Source organism: Brevundimonas sp. Root1423 (genome assembly GCF_001426805.1).
Window position 1 is genome coordinate 52,967 of record NZ_LMFL01000023.1, and the last position, 15,341, is coordinate 68,307.

19 protein-coding genes and 2 pseudogenes are annotated in these 15,341 nt (G+C 68.3%); 17 read left to right on the plus strand and 4 right to left on the minus strand.

Annotated features, from left to right (window positions below):
• Positions 1-31: 31 nt before the first annotated feature.
• Positions 32-1,459 carry a M20/M25/M40 family metallo-hydrolase gene (locus ASD25_RS13545; protein WP_056617589.1) on the minus strand — a complete coding sequence of 476 codons (1,428 nt, stop codon included), beginning with the start codon at positions 1,457-1,459 and terminating at the stop codon, positions 32-34.
• A gap of 145 nt (positions 1,460-1,604) precedes the next feature.
• Between ASD25_RS13545 and ASD25_RS13550 the strand changes: the two genes are divergently transcribed.
• The gene (locus ASD25_RS13550) at positions 1,605-2,375 is read left to right on the plus strand and encodes an META domain-containing protein (protein ID WP_056617592.1); all 771 of its coding nucleotides are present in this window, start codon (positions 1,605-1,607) and stop codon (positions 2,373-2,375) included.
• A 2-nt stretch (positions 2,376-2,377) separates the two neighbouring features.
• Here the strand turns inward: ASD25_RS13550 and ASD25_RS13555 are convergent, their stop codons facing one another.
• Positions 2,378-2,617 (minus strand): DUF3297 family protein, encoded by a 240-nt coding sequence (locus tag ASD25_RS13555; RefSeq protein ID WP_056617595.1) that lies wholly within the window; start codon positions 2,615-2,617, stop codon positions 2,378-2,380.
• Positions 2,618-2,759: 142 nt separating this feature from the next.
• Between ASD25_RS13555 and ASD25_RS13560 the strand changes: the two genes are divergently transcribed.
• The 15 genes and pseudogenes from ASD25_RS13560 (at position 2,760) to ASD25_RS13625 (ending at position 13,000) form a co-directional block, all read left to right on the plus strand.
• A complete protein-coding gene (locus ASD25_RS13560; RefSeq protein WP_056617597.1) occupies positions 2,760-3,611 on the plus strand; it encodes an aldo/keto reductase in 852 nt (283 codons plus the stop codon).
• A gap of 72 nt (positions 3,612-3,683) precedes the next feature.
• Positions 3,684-3,932: a helix-turn-helix domain-containing protein gene (locus tag ASD25_RS13565; RefSeq protein ID WP_056617600.1), complete on the plus strand. Its 249-nt coding sequence runs from the start codon at positions 3,684-3,686 to the stop codon at positions 3,930-3,932.
• On the plus strand, positions 3,932-4,582 hold the full coding sequence (locus tag ASD25_RS13570) for a Pr6Pr family membrane protein (RefSeq protein ID WP_056617602.1): 651 nt from the start codon (positions 3,932-3,934) through the stop codon (positions 4,580-4,582). The genes ASD25_RS13565 and ASD25_RS13570 overlap by 1 nt, the downstream gene beginning before the upstream one ends.
• Positions 4,583-4,592: 10 nt before the next feature.
• Positions 4,593-5,698 (plus strand): UbiD family decarboxylase (locus ASD25_RS13575; protein ID WP_156389349.1); only part of this gene is annotated, 1,106 nt, incomplete at its 3' end.
• 1 nt (position 5,699) lies between these two features.
• Positions 5,700-5,955: pseudogene (locus ASD25_RS33185) on the plus strand (UbiD family decarboxylase); the annotation flags it as partial.
• 1 nt (position 5,956) lies between these two features.
• Positions 5,957-6,365: pseudogene (locus ASD25_RS13580) on the plus strand (UbiD family decarboxylase); the annotation flags it as partial.
• 171 nt (positions 6,366-6,536) lie between these two features.
• Positions 6,537-6,881: a hypothetical protein gene (locus ASD25_RS13585; protein ID WP_056617607.1), complete on the plus strand. Its 345-nt coding sequence runs from the start codon at positions 6,537-6,539 to the stop codon at positions 6,879-6,881.
• A gap of 200 nt (positions 6,882-7,081) precedes the next feature.
• Positions 7,082-7,699 (plus strand): hypothetical protein, encoded by a 618-nt coding sequence (locus ASD25_RS13590; protein ID WP_056617610.1) that lies wholly within the window; start codon positions 7,082-7,084, stop codon positions 7,697-7,699.
• A 108-nt stretch (positions 7,700-7,807) separates the two neighbouring features.
• Positions 7,808-9,583 carry a M14 family metallopeptidase gene (locus ASD25_RS13595; protein ID WP_369816605.1) on the plus strand — a complete coding sequence of 592 codons (1,776 nt, stop codon included), beginning with the start codon at positions 7,808-7,810 and terminating at the stop codon, positions 9,581-9,583.
• Positions 9,584-9,586: 3 nt separating this feature from the next.
• Complete coding sequence (locus ASD25_RS13600) at positions 9,587-10,009, plus strand: MAPEG family protein (protein ID WP_200943630.1); 423 nt, start codon at positions 9,587-9,589, stop codon at positions 10,007-10,009.
• Between the two features lie 66 nt (positions 10,010-10,075).
• Positions 10,076-11,428 (plus strand): TldD/PmbA family protein, encoded by a 1,353-nt coding sequence (locus tag ASD25_RS13605; RefSeq protein WP_056617614.1) that lies wholly within the window; start codon positions 10,076-10,078, stop codon positions 11,426-11,428.
• Entirely contained in the window at positions 11,425-12,237 is an 813-nt protein-coding gene (locus tag ASD25_RS13610) for a 3'(2'),5'-bisphosphate nucleotidase CysQ (protein ID WP_056617616.1), read from the plus strand. Before ASD25_RS13605 ends, ASD25_RS13610 begins: the two co-directional genes overlap by 4 nt.
• Positions 12,238-12,239: 2 nt before the next feature.
• The gene (locus ASD25_RS13615) at positions 12,240-12,488 is read left to right on the plus strand and encodes a DUF4170 domain-containing protein (RefSeq protein WP_235562726.1); all 249 of its coding nucleotides are present in this window, start codon (positions 12,240-12,242) and stop codon (positions 12,486-12,488) included.
• Between the two features lie 69 nt (positions 12,489-12,557).
• A complete protein-coding gene (locus ASD25_RS13620) occupies positions 12,558-12,773 on the plus strand; it encodes a hypothetical protein (RefSeq protein WP_056617621.1) in 216 nt (71 codons plus the stop codon).
• Positions 12,770-13,000, plus strand: a complete 231-nt coding sequence (locus ASD25_RS13625; RefSeq protein ID WP_056617625.1) for a hypothetical protein — start codon at positions 12,770-12,772, stop codon at positions 12,998-13,000. Before ASD25_RS13620 ends, ASD25_RS13625 begins: the two co-directional genes overlap by 4 nt.
• Positions 13,001-13,003: 3 nt before the next feature.
• Here ASD25_RS13625 and ASD25_RS13630 read toward each other — a convergent pair whose 3' ends face one another.
• A complete protein-coding gene (locus tag ASD25_RS13630; RefSeq protein ID WP_056617628.1) occupies positions 13,004-13,669 on the minus strand; it encodes a beta-lactamase hydrolase domain-containing protein in 666 nt (221 codons plus the stop codon).
• A 160-nt stretch (positions 13,670-13,829) separates the two neighbouring features.
• Between ASD25_RS13630 and ASD25_RS13635 the strand changes: the two genes are divergently transcribed.
• Complete coding sequence (locus ASD25_RS13635; protein WP_056617633.1) at positions 13,830-14,837, plus strand: sensor histidine kinase; 1,008 nt, start codon at positions 13,830-13,832, stop codon at positions 14,835-14,837.
• A 16-nt stretch (positions 14,838-14,853) separates the two neighbouring features.
• On the opposite strand, the gene ASD25_RS13640 is transcribed toward ASD25_RS13635, so the two are convergent.
• Positions 14,854-15,240 carry a response regulator gene (locus ASD25_RS13640; RefSeq protein WP_056617636.1) on the minus strand — a complete coding sequence of 129 codons (387 nt, stop codon included), beginning with the start codon at positions 15,238-15,240 and terminating at the stop codon, positions 14,854-14,856.
• Positions 15,241-15,341 lie beyond the last annotated feature (101 nt).

A 15,341-nucleotide genomic window follows, 5' to 3' on the forward strand; every position in this document is an offset into this window, starting at 1 on the left:
GCAGCGCCCGGCGGCTTCGGCCATGCGGCCGTTAGTGGGCCGCCGCCGCCGCAGGCCGCATCGCCCGGAAGTCGACGTCCGAATCCGCGATCAGCCAGACCAGAGCGGCCCAGGCGGCGACGTTCTGGTCCAGTTGCTTCGGATCGATCTTGTCGAGCGTGTCGTCGGCGGTGTGGTGCAGGTCGAAATAGCGGGTCCCGTCCTGGTTCAGGCCGAACACCGGCACGCCGGCGCCGGCCAGCGGGCCGATGTCCACGCCGCCGTGCAGTTCCGGCCGGGGCGACGGCAGCACGCCCAAGGGATAGAGGACGGTCGCGGCCGCGCGGGCGAAATCAGAGGTCTGCGCGCCCGGCGGCAAACCAAGGGCATAGATGCGGTCCGCGCCGAAATCGCTCTCGCCGGCGATGATGTGCTTTTCGACGGCTGTCCCGATATTGCGCAGATAGGCCCCGCCGCCGTTGCCGGTGTCGGTGGGCTGGGCGACCTCTTCCGAGCCGTACAGCACGACCCGGATCGTACGAGCGGGACGTCGCCCGCTTTCGGCGATGGCCTTGGCCGCCGCAAGCGTAATGCCACCGCCGGCGCCGTCGTCGATGGCGCCTGTGCCGAGGTCCCAGCTGTCCATGTGCGAGCCCAGCACGATGATTTCGTCCGGATGCGTCCGACCCCGGATTTCGCCGATGACGTTCTGCGACACCGTCTCATAAGTGTGGGCGGTGGAGGACAGGCGGACGCGCGGCGCGGCGCCCAGACCGATCAGCCGCGACAGCTGATCGGCGTCCGGCGCGCTTAAGGCGAAGCCCGGCAGGGGCACGCGGCCCTCGACATAGCGGGTCGTGCCGGTGTGCGGCATGCGATGCTCGTCCGAACCGGCCGAGCGCATCAGGAAGGCCACCGCACCCTTCGATGCGGCCGCGGCGGGTCCCGCCCCACGAATCCGCGACAGCGGACCGTAACCCGAGCCGTCCTGCATCCGCACCATCTGGCCCGCGTCGACATAGGCGATCTTGCCCGCCAGTGATCCGGCCGGGGCGGCGTTCAGCGCCTCAAGGCTGTCAAAGCGCACGACCTCCGCCTCGATCACCCCGTTGGTGCCCGGCGAATGGCCGAGGGCGGCGACCACCAGATTTTGCGGATGATCGCCGACGATGGAGGCGCTCTCCACGCCGCGTTCCCAGCCGACCAGCGGGAACTGTTCGATGCGGACGTTCTGGAAGCCTTGGGCCCGCATGTAGTCGGCGGCCCAGGCCGAGGCGTCCTGCTCGGACTTCGAACCGGCCGGGCGCGCGCCGAAGCGGGTCGTCAGCTGGGTCACATAGTCGAGGGCGATGTTCTGGCTCATCGCCGCGTCGCGGATCGTCGCCGCCCGCTGGATGGTGGCGGCGTCCTGCGCCAGGGCGGGCGGGGCGAGGCTGAGCGCAAGCGCGCTGGCGGCGAGGAGGCGGACGGACAGACGCATGACGGCTCCGGGACTCAGAAGGGAGCGGGACCGTAGACTGCGCGATGGCCGTGGTGAAGCTGGACAGTCCCGAGTTTTCTCGCTGCTGCGACAAGCAGCGGATCGGCGACATCAAACGGCCATCCTGACGGATGGAAATCCCGCCATGCGCATCCTTCTGGCCGCCCTCTGCCTCGCCGCCTGTTCGCCCGCCCCGGCGACGCCGCCGCCCGTCGCGACGGCCCAGCCGCAGGCTTCCCCTTCCAGCCCCTCCGACCTGACCGGCGAATGGAAGCTGATCGAGATGAACGGCCGCCGGCCCGGCGAGGCGGGCGAGGACTCTGCTGTCCCCGTCACCATGACGGTCGGAGACTTCAGCTTCCGGGCCCAGTCCCAGTGTATCGCGATCTGGCGCCGCTATGAGCGCAGCGGCGACAAGCTGACGGTCAGTCCGCTCAACCCCGGCGCCATGTGCGCGCGCGGCCTGTCGCCATGGGAGATCGAGTTCGGGCGGACCCTGTCAGCGGTCGACAGCGCGGTCCGCGCCGGCGACGTCCTGCGTCTGGGCGGCGGTGCGGGCGACCTGGTCTTCGAGCCCGCCCCGCCGGCGCCGCGCGAATCCTTCACCGGCCGCTGGCGGCTGCGCTTCGCGCATGGAGCTTCGCCTCCGGCCGACGGCCCGCCGCTGGAGATCACGGTGACGGACGACCGTATCACCGCAAACGCCTGCGTCTTCGCCGGCTGGCGCTACCGTCAGGACGGACGGCTGCTGGAAGTCACGCCGCTGCAGGAACCGGTATGTGAACGGACCCTGACGCCGTTCGAACAGCGGTTCGCCGCCTTCATGCGCGGCCTGAACCGGGCGACCATCATCCAGGACGGCGCCCTGATCCTCGACAGCGCGGCCGAGCAGTTCGAGTTCAGACGGGTGGAGTAGGCTTACTCGCCCTTGATGTACGGCTCGACCGGACCCTGAAGCTTGACGGTCAGGGCCTTGCCGCGGCGGTCGACGCGGTTGCCGACGGCCAGACGCACCCAGCCTTCCGAGACGCAGTATTCCTCGACATTGGTCTTGTCCTCGCCCTTGAAGCGGACGCCGATCCCCTTCTGCAGCAGTACGCCGTCGTGGAAGGGGCTGTCGGGATCGACGGACAGGCGGTCGGGAAGGACGTCGGACATCGTGGGGCTCGTTCGCAAAACTCAGGCAGCGGCCTTTAGCGGAACCGCGCGCCGCCTCCAAGGCTTTCGCGGCGCCGGTCGGGACCGAAGCCTTGATCGCCGCCCCGCGCGGCATAGGTAAGCCGCCCGACAGGAGCCTCTCATGACCGACCAGCCCGCCATCACCGTCGACGGCCACGCCATTCCCTTGCTGGGCTTCGGCACCTGGATGCTGACGCCGGAGGACGCCCGGCGCATGGTCGCCGAGGCCCTGCGCATCGGCTATCGCCACATCGACACGGCGTGGATCTATCACAACGAGGCCGCGGTCGGAGACGGCATCCGCGACGCCCTCGAGGCCGGACATGTCGTCCGCGACGACATCTGGCTGACCACCAAGATCTGGACCGGCCATTTCGGGCGCGACGCCCTGCTGAAACAGGCGCGGGAATCGGCTGCCAGCCTCGGCTTCACGCCCGACCTGTTGTTGCTGCACTGGCCCAAGGCCGAGCCGTCGCTGGAGGAGACGATCGGCGCGCTCAATGAAGCGAAGGATCGGGGCCTGACCCGGACGATCGGCCTGTCCAACTTCCCGTCTGCGGAATTGCGCCGCGCGCAGTCCCTGTCGAAGGCGACGCTCGTCACCAACCAGGTCGAATACCACCCCTACCTCAAGCTCTCGAAGCTCAAGGCGGCGGCGAAGGAGCTCGGCGCTTCCATCACTGCATGGTCGCCGTTGGCTCAAGGGAACATCGCCGACGACGCGACCCTGATCGAGATCGGCAAGGCCCACGGCAAATCGCCCGGACAGGTGACGCTGCGCTGGCTGATCCAGCAGAACGTCATCGCCATCCCGCGCACGACAAAGGTCAGCCGGGCCGAGGAAAGCTTCGACATCTTCGGCTTTGAACTGTCCGGCGAGGAGATGGACCGCATCCACGCTCTGGCGCGTCCCGACGGGCGTCTGGGCGACTGGCTCGACAATTCGTTCAGCTGGGACGAAGAATGGGCGTGAGGCGCGGCGACCGAGATCGCGTCCAATGCGCTCAGGCAGGCGACAGCCGGTAGCGCAAAAGGAGGACGTCCCATGGGTTCGGTGCTGGGTTTTCCCGGCGTCGATCCGCTCGACGCGGCGGTCGGCGCGAGGCTGAAGCGGTGGCGCGAGACGCGCGGCCTGTCGATCGAGGACGTCGCCGCCCTGCTGCATATGTCCGCTGAAGAGACCCGCCGCGCCGAGGCCGGCCGCGCCCACCTGACCACCGCCCAGATCGGCGCCGCCACCAGCGCCCTGCACCTGCCGCTGTGGGCGCTGGTGTCCGACACCCGGGCGTATTGATGAGCCGCGTCGCCCTGATCTGGCGGGCGGCGTTCGCGTCTACCGGCTGGTTCGGGCTGGCCCTGCAGTACTGGCTGCTCACCGCCACGGGCCATTCGCTGGCGGACATTCCGGCCCGGACGCTGAACTACTTCAGCTATTTCACCATCCTGACCAATCTGCTGGTCGCCCTGATCCTGACCCTGCCGGTCGTCGCGCCCGCCAGCCGCGCTGGCCGCTGGGCGCTGCAGCCGTCGGTGCGCGCCCGGGCGACGATGTATCTGGTCGTCGTCGGCCTCGGCTATCACCTGCTGCTCAGCGCCAGCTCGACGCTGCAGGGCCTGGCCGCCTTCGGCAATATCATCGTCCACTACGTCATGCCGGTCGCCATCCTGCTGGACTGGCTGCTGTTCACGCCAAGGGGCGGACTGCGCTGGACCGACCCGTTCAGATGGCTGCGCTATCCGCTGATCTATTTCGCCTGGACCGTCATTCACGGCTACGCCGCTGGCTGGTGGCCCTACTGGTTCCTGAACCTGCCGCAGCTCGGTCCCGTGCGCTCCGCCCTCGCGGTCGCCGCCCTGCTGATCGCGCTGCTGATCGCCGGCTTCGCCTTCGTGGCGATCGACCGCACCCTGACCCGGCGTGACAGGACGCCCGCGCCCGCTTAAGCCTCGGCGCATGGCCTACAAATCGCTTCGCGACTTCATCGACATCCTCGAAGCCGAGGGCGAACTGGTTCGCGTCTCCGAACCCGTCTCCACCCATCTGGAGATGACCGAGATCCAGACGCGCCTGTTGCGCAACGGCGGTCCGGCGGTGATCTTCGAAAAGCCCGTCATGCCCGACGGCTCGATCAGCCCCATCCCCTGTCTGGCCAATCTGTTCGGCACGGTGAAGCGCGTGGCCATGGGCGTGACCATGGAGAAGAAGACCCGCACCACCGCCGCAGAGCTGCGCGAGGTCGGCGAACTGCTGGCCTTCCTGCGCAATCCGACGCCGCCCCGCGGTCTGGGCGACGCCATGGAGATGCTGCCGCTGGCCCAGACGGTGATGTCGATGCGGCCCAAGGTGGTGAAGACGGCCCCGGTGCAGCAGGTCGTGCTGAAGGGCGACCAGATCGACCTCACGGCCTTCCCCGTCCAGGGCTGCTGGCCCGGCGAGCCCGCGCCCCTGATCACCTGGGGCCTCGTCGTCACCAAGGGTCCGTCCGACGACCGCGAGGACGATTTCAACCTCGGCATCTACCGCATGCAGGTGCTGGGCAAGGACAAGGCCATCATGCGCTGGCTGGCCCACCGCGGCGGGGCCCAGCACTACGCGCGGCACAAGAAGGCCGGAAAGAAAGGCCCCCTGCCCTGCGCCGTCGTGCTCGGCGCCGACCCGGGCACCATCCTCGCCGCCGTGACCCCGGTGCCGGACACGCTGTCAGAATATCAGTTCGCCGGCCTGTTGCGCGGCGCCAAGGCCGAGTTGGTCCCCTGCAAGACCATCCCCCTGATGGTCCCGGCCAACGCCGAGATCGTGCTGGAAGGCCACGTCCTGTTCGACGAGCACGCGCCCGAGGGACCGTACGGCGACCACACCGGCTACTACAACTCGGTCGAGACCTTCCCCGTCTTCCAGGTCACCGCCATCACCATGCGGAAAGACCCCATCTATCTGACCACCTTCACCGGCCGTCCGCCTGACGAGCCCTCGGTGCTGGGCGAGGCGCTGAACGAGGTCTTCATCCCCCTGCTGCGCCAGCAGTTCCCAGAGATCACCGACTTCTGGCTCCCGCCCGANCGGCGGTGACACCGGCGAACGCTTTCACCGGCCGTCCGCCTGACGAGCCCTCGGTGCTGGGCGAGGCGCTGAACGAGGTCTTCATCCCCCTGCTGCGCCAGCAGTTCCCAGAGATCACCGACTTCTGGCTCCCGCCCGAGGGCTGCAGCTACCGCATCGCCGTGGTGTCGATGAAGAAGGCCTACCCCGGCCACGCCAAGCGGGTGATGCTGGGCGTCTGGAGCTATCTGCGCCAGTTCATGTACACCAAGTGGGTNCATCGCCGTGGTGTCGATGAAGAAGGCCTACCCCGGCCACGCCAAGCGGGTGATGCTGGGCGTCTGGAGCTATCTGCGCCAGTTCATGTACACCAAGTGGGTCATCGTCGTGGACGACGACATCGACGCCCGCGACTGGAAACAGGTCATGTGGGCCATCGCCACCAAGATGGACCCGGCGCGCGACATCACCGTCATCGAGAACACACCGATCGACTACCTCGACTTCGCCAGCCCCGAGAGCGGCCTCGGCTCAAAGATCGGCCTCGATGCCACCGACAAATGGCCGCCCGAGACCAAACGCGAATGGGGCGAGGAAATCCGCATGGATGAGGCCGTCGTCGAGCGGGTGTCGGAGATGTGGGACCGCCTTGGATTGCCCGGTAACGGGACGCCGATCTGGAAATAGGGTGACTGCTCACTGACGCCGGGTGGCGGATGAGCGCGTTCGCGGGCCCGAGCCGCTGGCAAAGGCCTCCGTGCCGGTTCTTTCCGTATTGTGACCAAAAAGCGCTTCCCAGATGACGAAACTGTAATCTAACGTCGCGGTTCGCCTGACCTCCCCCAAGGAACCGCCCCGATGAAATCTGCTCTCGTGCTCGCCGCCGCCATTGTCATGGCCATGCCGGTTGTGTCGGTCCCCACAGTTTCGGACGCCCAGGTGCTCACTGGTCGCGCCCGCGCTGCGCCCGCCCGCCGCGCCCGCCCGGCTCCGCCGCGTCTCAGCGAGGCCGAGGAAAACCAGCTGTGGGACGCCCAGAGCGAGATCGGAACCGTAGACGAGCAGATCGCCGCCGTTCAGGCCGCGGGACAGGCGCAAGGCGCACTGACCCCTGAACAACAGGCCCAGCTGAACGCCCACAACGCACGGCGCACCGAGCTCCAGGCGGTCGTCACCCGGCTCGAGGCCAAGCAGAACCGCTGATCGCGGTCACTTCAGTCCCGGTACATCGCCGCCATACGCCGGGCGGTGTCGCGCATGGCTGAACGCAGATCCTGCGGCGCGACCCCTTCAGCCTCCGCGCCGCCCGGGCGGCCGCATGACCCTCCAGGTTTCCTGATGGCGGGTGACGCCCGAAGGCCGCGCGCCTAGGGTAGAGCCTGGAATCGCGATCGGGGGGCCGCGTGAGCGCGTTCGAATTCTTCTTCAGCTTCTACGGCCTCTTGCTGGGACTGTCGGTCGCCGAGTTGGTCGGCGGTTTCGCCCGCGTGCTGCATGAACGCCACCGGATCCGGTTCGGCTGGCTGACCCCGATGCTGGCCGTCTTCGTGGCCATGGATGTCGCGACCTTCTGGTCCCAGGCATGGGTCATCTTTCGTGGCGCGCCCTTCAACCTGTCGCTCCTGTTCCTCGGGCTGGTGGTCGCCGCCACATTCTATGTCGCGGCCAGCGTCACCTTCCCCCCCGTGACCGCCGAAGGCGTCAGCGACCGCATTGATCTGGACGAGCATTTCTGGGCCCAACGGCGGCTGGTCTTCACCTGCGTCATGGCGGCCAACGCCATCGTCGCCTTGGTGTTTTCGGGGCTGATCGCCGTGAACGCCGGCTTCGCAGATCTGGCGACGCCCCGGCTATGGATCGGCATGCTCATCTTCGTCGTCGGGACCGCCACGGCCGCCTTCGCCCCGTGGCGTCGGGTCGCCGTGGCCGCCCTGCTGCTGGTTCTCGTCTACAGCGCCTGGAATGTCGCGAGATCGGCGGCGAGCCTGATCGCAGCGGGCGGCTGGTCCCCGCCCGCCTGAAGCCATCCCGCGGAACGGCTTGTCGGCGGTTCACATTTGGCCGAGGAAGGCATCATGCGCCCAGCCCTGATCATCGCCGCGTTCGCCGCGCTCGCATCGAGTCCCGCCATGTCCCAGTCTCCGTCCGTCCCCAACGCCGCGCCCTGGGATCAGCCCTTCCTGCCGCCCGCGCCCGAGTGGAATGGCGCCAGCCGCGCCCTGCTGCGGGGAGCCTCCGATCCGTGGGTCACGGCCTTCGAGACTGACCCGGCGCATGACTTCAGCCCGAACTACGTAGACACCCGCGCCTGGTTCGATCGTCTGGACGCCGCATCGGACCTGATCCGCATCGAACAGTTCGGCGTCTCGCCCGAGGGCCGGCCCATCTACGCCGTTATCGCCTCGAAAGACGGCGCCGCCTTCGACCCGTCCAAGCCCGTGCTGCTGGCGCAGGCCGGCATCCATCCGGGCGAGATCGACGGCAAGGACGCGGGCATGATGCTGCTCCGCGACATCGCCTTTAACGGCAAGGACGAGCTGCTGGACCGGGTCAATCTGATCCTGATCCCCATCCTGTCGGTCGACGGACATGAGCGGGCCAGCGCCTACAGCCGCCCCAACCAGCGCGGCCCCCGGATACAGGGCTGGCGTAACACGGCGACCAACCAGAACCTCAACCGCGACTACCTCAAGCTGGACCAGCCCGAGATGCGGGTCGTGCGCGGCCTGATCCTGAAATACAAACCTGACCTCTACGTCGATATCCACGTCACTGACGGCATGGATTATCAGTACGACGTAACCTACGGATTCAACGGCGAGAACGGCGCGTATTCCCGTTCACCGGCCACCTCGCAGTGGCTCAACGACGTGTTCAAGCCCGCAATCAACGCCGGGCTGGAGGCGCAGGGCCACATCCCCGGCGAACTGGTCTTCGGCGTCGACGACGCCAACCCCCGCGCCGGCCTGTCTGACGGCGGTCTGGGCGAGCGCTTCTCGAACGGCTGGGGCGCGGCGGCCCACGTCCCGACCATCCTCATCGAGAACCACAGCCTCAAGCCCTACGAACAGCGTGTGCTCGGCACCTATGTCTTCCTCGAGGACGCCATGCGCCTGCTGGCCCGTGACGGCCGCGCCCTGCGCGCCGCGATCACCGCCGATAGCGCCCTGCGGCCCGCGTCGATCCCTGCGAACTTCCAGGCGGATCCGACGCCCGCCTACACCCGCGCCTTCAAGGGCATCCGCTACGAGACCTATGACAGCCCCGCCTCGGGTCGCCGCGAGATCCGCTGGCTGGGTCAGGCCGATCCCGAGATCTGGTCCCTGCCCTTCTTCGGCTCGAAGCCGACCCTGACCCTGACCCGCCCCGAGGCCTACTGGGTGCCGTCCTACCGCACTGACATCATAGAGCGCCTGCGTATCCACGGTGTCTCGATGGAGACGCTCGACGCCCCGCGCACCGTCTCTGTCGAAATGCTCGGCCTGGACGATCCCAAGGTCGCGCCGCGCCACAACGAGGGCCACGTCGCCGTCACGGTCGCGTCGGTCGCGCCGCGTCGCCGCGACTGGACCTTCCCCGCCGGGTCCGTCCGCGTCTCCACCGACCAGCCCCTGGGCGACATCGTCGTCCTGCTGCTCGAGCCGCAATCCAGCGAGAGCTTCTTCGCCTGGGGCATGTTCCCCGAGGTGCTCAGCCGCGTCGAATACATCGAGGGCTACGCCATCGCCCCGCTGGCCGAAGCCATGATGGCCGCCGACCCGGCCCTGAAGTCCGAGTTCGAGGCGAAACTGGCCGCCGATCCCGCCTTCGCCGCCGACGGCGACGCGCGTTTGCAGTGGTTCTATGAGCGAACCCCGTTCTATGATGATCGCTACCGGCTCTATCCGGTGGGGCGCGAGACCTGATCCATGAACATCCTGACCGACATGACCCACGCCCAGGCCGCCGCTCTGTGGAGCGGCCTGATGATCCTGCTGTTGGTGGTGCTGGGCGCGCGGGTCGCGATGGCGCGGCGGGGGAACCGGGTCGTGCTGGGCGACGGGGGCAACGCCCAGGTCCTGCTCGCCTCGCGGGTCTTCGGCAACGCCGCCGAATACATCCCGGCCGGGATCGGCGCCCTGGCCGTGCTGGCCATGCTGGGTATGCCCGCTTACGTCCTGCACATCCTTGGCGCAGCCCTGTTCTTCGGCCGCTTGATCCATGCCGTAACCCTGAGCGACACCCGCCCGACGGTTGGCCGGGTCATCGGCATGAGCCTGACCTGGCTGTCATTGCTGCTCGCCGGCCTGATGCTCATCGTCCACGCCTTCGTAGGCTCCGCGCACGGCTGACGGTCCTGTAACAGCCGACAATGCCGACCCGGTTGCGCGACGCGGCCGGCCCGGCCATATCGGGGCATGCCTGACCGTACCGCGTCCGCCTCCCCCGACATCCTGCCAGAACTGGTCGCCGCCGCCCTGAAGGCGGGCGCCGACGCCGCCGAAGCCGTCTCGGCCGAGCGCGCCTCCCTGTCCATAGGCGTCCGCAACGGAGCCCTCGAGGACGTGGAACGCGAGGAAAGCCGCGACCTCGGCCTGCGCGTCTTCATAGGCACGCGTCAGGCGACCGTCTCCGCCTCCGACCTGTCCGACGCGACCCGCGCCCGGCTGGTCGAGCGCGCCGTGGCGATGGCCCGCCTCGCACCGGAAGACCCTTACGCCGGTTTCGCTCCCCAGGACCGTCTGGCCCGCGGCCCCTTCCCGGATCTCGACCTGTACGACCCCAGCGAACGCAGCGCCGCCGAGCTGGAAGGCGCCGCCGCCGAAGCAGAAGCCGCCGCCCTCGCGGTGCCCGGCGTCGCCAAATCCGAAGGCGGCCACGCCTCCGCCTCGTCCAGCCGCTGGCGGCTGGTGACCTCGCACGGCTTCGACGGCGCCTATCACGGCTCGGCCTTTTCGCTGGGCGTCGGCGTCATCGCCGAGAAGGACGGCGCAATGGAGCGCGGCGGCGAAAACCGCGCCGTCCGTCACCTCTCCGACCTGCCCGCCGCCGACCTCATCGGACTTGAGGCCGGCCGCCGCGCCGTCGCCCGCACCGGCCCGCGCAAGATCGCCTCGACCACCTCGTCGGTCATCTTCGAGAACCGGGTCGCGGGTCAGGTCCTGTCCCCGCTTCTGGGCGCCATCTCGGGCCCGTCGGTCGCGCGCGGCACCTCCTTCCTCAAGGACAGGCTGGGCCAGCGCGTCCTGCCCGCCGGCGTCGATCTGATCGACGATCCCTTCCGCCCGCGCGGCCTCGGCTCGACCCCGTTCGACGACGAGGGGGTCGCAGTGACCCGCCAATCAATCATTGACGACGGCGTTCTGACGACCTGGCTGCTGAACAGCGCCGCCGCGCGCCAGCTGGGCATGGCTTCGACGGGCCACGCCTCGCGCGGCCTGGCCGGCCCACCCGGGGTCTCGACCCACAACCTGCATCTGGAGCCGGGCGAGGCCGATCTGGCCGGCCTGATGGGGGGCGCGAAGACCGGCCTGCTGGTCACCTCCATGTTCGGCCCGTCGCTGAACGCCAACACCGGCGACTGGTCCGCCGGGGTGTCGGGCTTCTGGTTCGAGGACGGCCAGATCGCCTACCCGGTCAGCGAGGTCACCGTCGCCGGCAAGCTGCTGGATCTCTACGACCGGATGCAGCGCGGATCGGACCTTGAGTTCCGCAGCTCGTTCAACAGTCCGTCCCTGCTCTTCGACGGCGTCGCCATCGCCGGCAAATGACCGATCTCGCAGCCGACCTCGCCCTGATCCGCGACGCGGCCCTCGCCGCCGGCGAACTGGCGCTGGCGGAACGCGAGGCCGGGCTGAAGATCTGGTCCAAGTCCGGCGGCTCGCCCGTCACCTCCGCCGACATGGCCGTGGACCAGCTGCTGAAGGACACCGTCCTCGCCGCCCGTCCGGACCACAGCTGGCTGTCCGAGGAGACCGCCGACACCGACGCCCGGATCGGACAGCGCCGCCTGATCGTGGTCGACCCCATCGACGGCACCGTCGCCTATATGAAGGGCAAGCCCTGGTGGTGCATCCCCATCGCCATCGTCGAGGACGGCCAGCCCGTCGCCGCCGTCATCCACGCCCCGGCGCTGGGTGAGACCTTCACCGCCACGCGCGGCGGCGGCGCCTTCCTGAACGGCCGGCCGATCACGGCTTCCGACACCACCGATCTGGACGACGCCTCGGTGCTGGCCGACGCCCGGCTGATGGAGGGGCCGCACTGGCCCGAGCCCTGGCCCGCCATGCGGTTCGAGAAGCGCAACGCCATCGCCTACCGCATGGCCCTGGTCGCCGCGGGAGCCTTCGACGCCGCCATCGCCCTGACGCCCAAATGGGACTGGGACGTCTGCGCCGGCGCCCTGATCGTCGAAGAGGCGGGCGGCCGCGTCAGCGACCACCACGGCGTCGCATGGCGCTTCAACCAGCCCGATCCGCGGCAGAACAGCCTGATCTGCAGCGCCCCGGCGCTTCACCCGTTGATCGTGCGCCGCACAGCGCCTATTCCGCTTGCGCCCCGCCAGACCGACCGGACCTGATGATGACCACCGAAACCGATGCCCCCCAGCTGCTGCACCTCGTGATCGGCGGTGAGCTGCGCCACCTCGACGCCCCGGTGTTCCGCGACCTGTCCCAGGTCGAGTTCGTCGGTGCCTATCCGAACTACGAAGAAGCCCGTCAGGCGTGGAAGGCCCGGGCCCAGGCGACCGTCGACAACGCCCACATGCGCTACTTCATTCTGCACGCGCACCGGATGATCGACCCGCGCGGCGACGACCACGCGCACTAGCAGGGAACCGCCCCTCGGTCCGGGGCGCTTTCAGGCGTATACTGCCACGCCTGAAAGCGGAGAGATCCCATGTCTTCAGCCCTGATCATTTTGCTCCTGCTCGCCATCGCTGCCGGCGTTGTTGTGGTGATCGTCCGCCGCCAGCCGGCCGCGCCTCCCGCCGGCCCGCAGGAAGGCGACACCGCCTGGAACGACCCCGTCACCCCCGGCGAGCCCGCCCGCCCGACCGGCCGGCCTGATGCGTTCGCCGCCGACGCGCCTCCAACCGGCGACCCGCGCCCATGACCCTGTTCGGACGCACGCTTGAAGGGCCCGAGATCGCCTCGCTGATCTCGCTGCTGCTGGTTCTGGTCCTGTGGATCAGCGCCTGGCGCGGCAATCGCGACTGGACCAACTGGTTCCGCGGCTGGGAGGCCGACCGCAAGGAACGCCGCGACGCTGAACGGGCGGCCGAAGAAGGCGGCGACCCCGCCAACCGGCGTCCGGGCGCGCCGCGCGGCCCGTGGGGCTGAGAGCTACTCCCGCTTCAGCAGTTTCTCGGTCAGGACCGTGCCCCACCAGCCGGCCTTGAACTCGGCCCGGATGGCCTTCGGGTCGTAGGCGTCGCTGTCCACCCAGTCGATGAAGCTGACGCCCGTCGGCTCGACCTCGCGCAGGTATTTCTCCAGCGTATAGTCCAGCACCCCGGTCAGCCCCTCGCGATGGTGCAGGTATTTCTTCGACAACTGGTCGATGGCCACGCTGATCGGTTCGCCCAGATGGAAGTGGCGATAGAAGACCGCCATCATCCCCGCCCGGTCTGCACCTGACTTGCAGTGGATCAGCACCGGATATTCGATCGTCCGGAACAGCTCCCGCGCCCGATGCACCCGATCCCTCTGCGGCGGATCGCGGCTATCCAGCGGCGCATCGATCAGCGTCAGCCCCAGCCGCGCGCACGCGTCCTTCTCAAGCGCATAGTAGGCCTCGTCCCGCGCCCCGCGCAGGTTGATGACGGTCTTGATCCCCTTCGACTTCCAGTACGCGAGCTGCCGCGGCGACGGCTGGTTCGTCCGGACCAGATCCGGCCCCAGCCAGTGGGCGTTCGAGAACCACCGCCGCAGGAAGGCATGATCCTTCCAGACATAGTCCCACCGCGCCTTGAAGCGGCCGCCGGGGGTGGTGAGGTCGTAACGCGCCATGGGAGGTGAGATAGAGGTTCCGAGGCGGCCCGTCATCGGGCGCAGGCCGCCCTCTGTGTCGAAAGGTGCATACCCGGGACGCAATACCCCTGTATGAGACCTGCAATCCCGATCTGGCGCTCCGCCAGCGCGTCGGGCCGGCATTGGTACAATCAGACAAATGAGCGCCGACCACGCGACACCCGAACGCCCCGTCTGGGACGACAAACATGTCCGGCTGGGCGTCGAAGCCGCGGGCGTGGCACTCTGGTCTTGGGACGTCGATACGGATCAACTGACCATGGACCATCTCGGCTATCGGCTCTGGTCCGTGCCCGAGGGCGAGGGCGTCACCTTCGAGGACCTGTCCGCCCACATTCACCCCGCTGACCGGGATCGCGTCCGGGCCGGGTTCAGCGCCACACGCGGCATCGTCGGGCCCTACGAAATCGACTTCCGCATCATGGTGGGGGACGACGTCCGCTGGATTTCCGCCCGCGGGCGGGGTGATGACGAGGGCATCGTCAATCGCGTCATGTTCGGCATTTTCCTCGACGTCACGGGCCGCAAACAGGCCGAGGAAGCCAACGAACTGCTCGCAGGCGAGATGAGCCACCGGGTCAAAAACCTGATCTCCATCGCCGGCGCCCTGACCACAATGACCTCGCGCTCCACCGAGACCAAGGAGGATATGGTTCGCGACCTCACCCATCGCCTGACCGCTCTCGGCCGCGCGCATGACCTCGTTCGACCCGTTCCCGGTCATACGGAAGACGGAGCCCTTCTCGGCGATCTGCTGTCGGTTTTGCTAACCCCTTATGACGACCTCGGCGCTTTCAGCGGACGGGTGCGCGTTGCGGTCCCGAGAATGGGGATCGGCGAAAACGCCGCGACCAACCTCGCCCTCGTCCTGCACGAACTCGCTACAAACTCGGTCAAATACGGCGCGCTGTCTGTGCCAACCGGGCTTCTGGACGTGGCCTGCGTGGTGGAAGACGACGAGGCTGTCATCGTCTGGACAGAGCGTGGCGGTCCGCCGGTCGTGGCGCCGAGGTCCGAAGCCGGATTCGGCAGCAAGCTCCTCGGACGGATCGTGGCCAACCAGTTCGGCGGGTCGATCACCTATGACTGGCCGACTGAAGGCGCGATCACGACGCTGCGGCTCAAAACATCTAAGCTTGCAGCCTGAACGCCAGTCGCTGCGGTCAGAGCGTTCCTGTCGCCGAGCCTTCGAGCAAACCGGTCACGGCGCGGACGATCTGATCAGGCACAAACGGCTTCGCGATCAGCAGGCTTCCGGGCACGCCCTGGGTCCGCCAGGCCTCCATACTGTCCCCGGTAATATAGACCACGTGGATCGCCGGATGGCGCCGGCGTGCTTCTGCGGCGACGATCCAGCCGTCAGGGCCGGGCTCCATCCGGATATCGGTAATCAGGACCTGGAACGGAGTGTCGGCCTCAAGAGCCGTCAGCGCCTCCGCTCCTGAGGATGCGACAGTGGGCGTGAGAGCTTCGTCGATCAGGGTGATTTCGATCAGGGACGCGATGAGTCCCTGGTCCTCCGCGATGAGGACGTGGACGCTATCTGACATTACTGGATTGTCCCGGAGCCGCTGGAGTCTCCAGACCGGCGCGTGACTAACCTCCCCCCGCCGGCTTGGTTCCGAAAGGAGCAGCCTCCCCGCTTGACTTC

What these genes read in the sequence shown, in the direction of transcription:
- ASD25_RS13545 (WP_056617589.1), bottom strand. Translation starts at nt 1,459, where the DNA reads ATGCGTCTGTCCGTCCGCCTCCTCGCCGCCAGCGCGCTTGCGCTCAGC.
- ASD25_RS13550 (WP_056617592.1), top strand. Translation starts at nt 1,605, where the DNA reads ATGCGCATCCTTCTGGCCGCCCTCTGCCTCGCCGCCTGTTCGCCCGCC.
- ASD25_RS13555 (WP_056617595.1), bottom strand. Translation starts at nt 2,617, where the DNA reads ATGTCCGACGTCCTTCCCGACCGCCTGTCCGTCGATCCCGACAGCCCC.
- ASD25_RS13560 (WP_056617597.1), top strand. Translation starts at nt 2,760, where the DNA reads ATGACCGACCAGCCCGCCATCACCGTCGACGGCCACGCCATTCCCTTG.
- ASD25_RS13565 (WP_056617600.1), top strand. Translation starts at nt 3,684, where the DNA reads ATGGGTTCGGTGCTGGGTTTTCCCGGCGTCGATCCGCTCGACGCGGCG.
- ASD25_RS13570 (WP_056617602.1), top strand. Translation starts at nt 3,932, where the DNA reads ATGAGCCGCGTCGCCCTGATCTGGCGGGCGGCGTTCGCGTCTACCGGC.
- ASD25_RS13585 (WP_056617607.1), top strand. Translation starts at nt 6,537, where the DNA reads ATGAAATCTGCTCTCGTGCTCGCCGCCGCCATTGTCATGGCCATGCCG.
- ASD25_RS13595 (WP_369816605.1), top strand. Translation starts at nt 7,808, where the DNA reads ATGTCCCAGTCTCCGTCCGTCCCCAACGCCGCGCCCTGGGATCAGCCC.
- ASD25_RS13600 (WP_200943630.1), top strand. Translation starts at nt 9,587, where the DNA reads ATGAACATCCTGACCGACATGACCCACGCCCAGGCCGCCGCTCTGTGG.
- ASD25_RS13605 (WP_056617614.1), top strand. Translation starts at nt 10,076, where the DNA reads ATGCCTGACCGTACCGCGTCCGCCTCCCCCGACATCCTGCCAGAACTG.
- ASD25_RS13610 (WP_056617616.1), top strand. Translation starts at nt 11,425, where the DNA reads ATGACCGATCTCGCAGCCGACCTCGCCCTGATCCGCGACGCGGCCCTC.
- ASD25_RS13615 (WP_235562726.1), top strand. Translation starts at nt 12,240, where the DNA reads ATGACCACCGAAACCGATGCCCCCCAGCTGCTGCACCTCGTGATCGGC.
- ASD25_RS13620 (WP_056617621.1), top strand. Translation starts at nt 12,558, where the DNA reads ATGTCTTCAGCCCTGATCATTTTGCTCCTGCTCGCCATCGCTGCCGGC.
- ASD25_RS13625 (WP_056617625.1), top strand. Translation starts at nt 12,770, where the DNA reads ATGACCCTGTTCGGACGCACGCTTGAAGGGCCCGAGATCGCCTCGCTG.
- ASD25_RS13630 (WP_056617628.1), bottom strand. Translation starts at nt 13,669, where the DNA reads ATGGCGCGTTACGACCTCACCACCCCCGGCGGCCGCTTCAAGGCGCGG.
- ASD25_RS13635 (WP_056617633.1), top strand. Translation starts at nt 13,830, where the DNA reads ATGAGCGCCGACCACGCGACACCCGAACGCCCCGTCTGGGACGACAAA.
- ASD25_RS13640 (WP_056617636.1), bottom strand. Translation starts at nt 15,240, where the DNA reads ATGTCAGATAGCGTCCACGTCCTCATCGCGGAGGACCAGGGACTCATC.